The sequence below is a fragment of the Serratia sp. G204Y genome (genome assembly GCF_051172435.1).
Classification (GTDB): domain Bacteria; phylum Pseudomonadota; class Gammaproteobacteria; order Enterobacterales; family Enterobacteriaceae; genus Serratia; species Serratia sarumanii.
Window position 1 is genome coordinate 1 of record NZ_JBPIZA010000017.1, and the last position, 1,052, is coordinate 1,052.

Annotated in this window: 1 protein-coding gene; it reads left to right on the top strand. The window is 54.1% G+C overall.

The genetic code is table 11. The annotated features are described in order from the left end of the window. Positions 1–1,052: elongation factor Tu (gene tuf / locus ACSBQQ_RS24670; RefSeq protein WP_060427671.1), on the top strand; the 1,052-nt coding region annotated here is incomplete at both ends.

The following is a 1,052-nucleotide window of genomic DNA, read 5'->3' on the forward strand; positions in this document are numbered from 1 at the left end:
CTGGCTAAAACCTACGGCGGTTCTGCACGTGCTTTCGACCAGATCGATAACGCGCCAGAAGAAAAAGCTCGTGGTATCACCATCAACACCTCTCACGTTGAGTATGACACCCCGACTCGTCACTACGCGCACGTTGACTGCCCAGGGCACGCCGACTACGTGAAAAACATGATCACCGGTGCTGCGCAGATGGACGGCGCGATCCTGGTAGTTGCTGCGACTGACGGCCCAATGCCTCAGACTCGTGAGCACATCCTGCTGGGTCGTCAGGTTGGCGTTCCTTTCATCATCGTATTCATGAACAAATGCGACATGGTTGATGATGAAGAGCTGCTGGAACTGGTAGAAATGGAAGTTCGCGAACTGCTGTCCGCTTACGACTTCCCAGGCGACGACCTGCCAGTAATCCGCGGTTCCGCGCTGAAAGCGCTGGAAGGCGAAGCTGAGTGGGAAGCGAAAATCATCGAACTGGCTGAAGCGCTGGACAGCTACATCCCAGAGCCAGAGCGTGCTATCGACAAGCCGTTCCTGCTGCCAATCGAAGACGTATTCTCCATCTCCGGTCGTGGTACCGTTGTTACCGGTCGTGTTGAGCGCGGTATCATCAAAGTTGGCGAAGAAGTTGAAATCGTTGGTATCAAAGACACCGTTAAGTCTACCTGTACTGGCGTTGAAATGTTCCGCAAACTGCTGGACGAAGGCCGTGCTGGTGAGAACGTAGGTGTTCTGCTGCGTGGTATCAAACGTGAAGAAATCGAACGTGGTCAGGTACTGGCGAAGCCAGGCTCTATCAAGCCACACACCCAGTTCGAATCTGAAGTGTACATCCTGAGCAAAGATGAAGGTGGTCGTCACACTCCATTCTTCAAAGGCTACCGTCCACAGTTCTACTTCCGTACCACTGACGTGACCGGTACCATCGAACTGCCAGAAGGCGTAGAGATGGTAATGCCAGGCGACAACGTGAACATGGTTGTAACCCTGATTCACCCAATCGCGATGGACGACGGTCTGCGTTTCGCAATCCGTGAAGGCGGCCGTACCGTTGGCGC